This is a genomic window from Microbacterium sp. HSID17254 (genome assembly GCF_003989315.1).
Lineage (GTDB): Bacteria > Actinomycetota > Actinomycetes > Actinomycetales > Microbacteriaceae > Microbacterium.
In genome coordinates this window covers 1-893 of the sequence record NZ_RBLT01000148.1, presented here as the reverse complement: position 1 = coordinate 893, position 893 = coordinate 1, and the positions used below count along the sequence as shown (strand labels likewise).

Genomic DNA, 893 nt, shown 5'->3' with positions numbered 1-893 from the left:
ACCCGGGCCAAGAACGTCAACCATCAGATGAGACCCGACAATCGACCTGAGCCGATTCGTGGTACACGACGCGGACTATGACTGAGTCGGATCCGCAATGACAGCCATGTTACTGCCAGAACCAGCCCAGATCCAGCTCACACGTCGCGGGAGAGACGGGCGCGGAAGGCGACTCCGAGAACAGGAGCTTGTTCAGCCGCACAACCCCAGGTGCAACCGCAGTTCCGGGCGAGCATATCTCACGAGCGAGCACGGAACCTGAAGGAATTCGCACAGTCGATCCGATATCCGGCCTCTGAAGCGTTAGCGAGACATCGTCGACAGCCAGCACATAGCCGATCGATGCAGTAGGCCATCGAACATCTCCGAACTCAAAACGTTCAAGTGGATAAACCGGCGAAAGCGCGGTCCACGCAAATACCCACGTGCCGATTACGGAGATAAGCATCGCCCCCATCGCCGCAAAGTAGAAATGTAGCCGACGCCTCACCTTGGTGGGCCACCGACGCTCACCGATCAACTCAGGCGAACGGACCAGGAAGGCAATAAAGCCTATAGTTGATATGGCGAGCGCCATAAAAAGTCCCCTTGAGTCGCGGGCGCCGAAAAAGTAGAGCGCCAGAGCGACCTGAGATGCCTGCAATGCGATGATCCATCGAACCATCCGCCCACGACCTTTTGGGTCTTGATAGACATCCCGCTCACGCCATTCGTACTGGAAGACGCGAAGCGCGATCAAGGCCGGCAGGAAGAAGAACGTGTTCAGAAACAGCACCGGGGCGGTGCCGGTCCAGATGTTCAGCAGATTCGCAGTTACTAAGATTGGTGCAACGCTTTGGATATTCCCCGACGCAAGGAACCAGATCTTTACTGCGGCGATTACTGACGGGACG

General features: G+C 56.9%; 1 protein-coding gene. It reads right to left on the bottom strand.

The window, feature by feature from the left end:
* Window positions 1-109: 109 nt before the first annotated feature.
* The coding region (locus D8M34_RS19140; RefSeq protein ID WP_161973097.1) for a hypothetical protein at window positions 110-893 on the bottom strand (784 nt) is incomplete at its 5' end.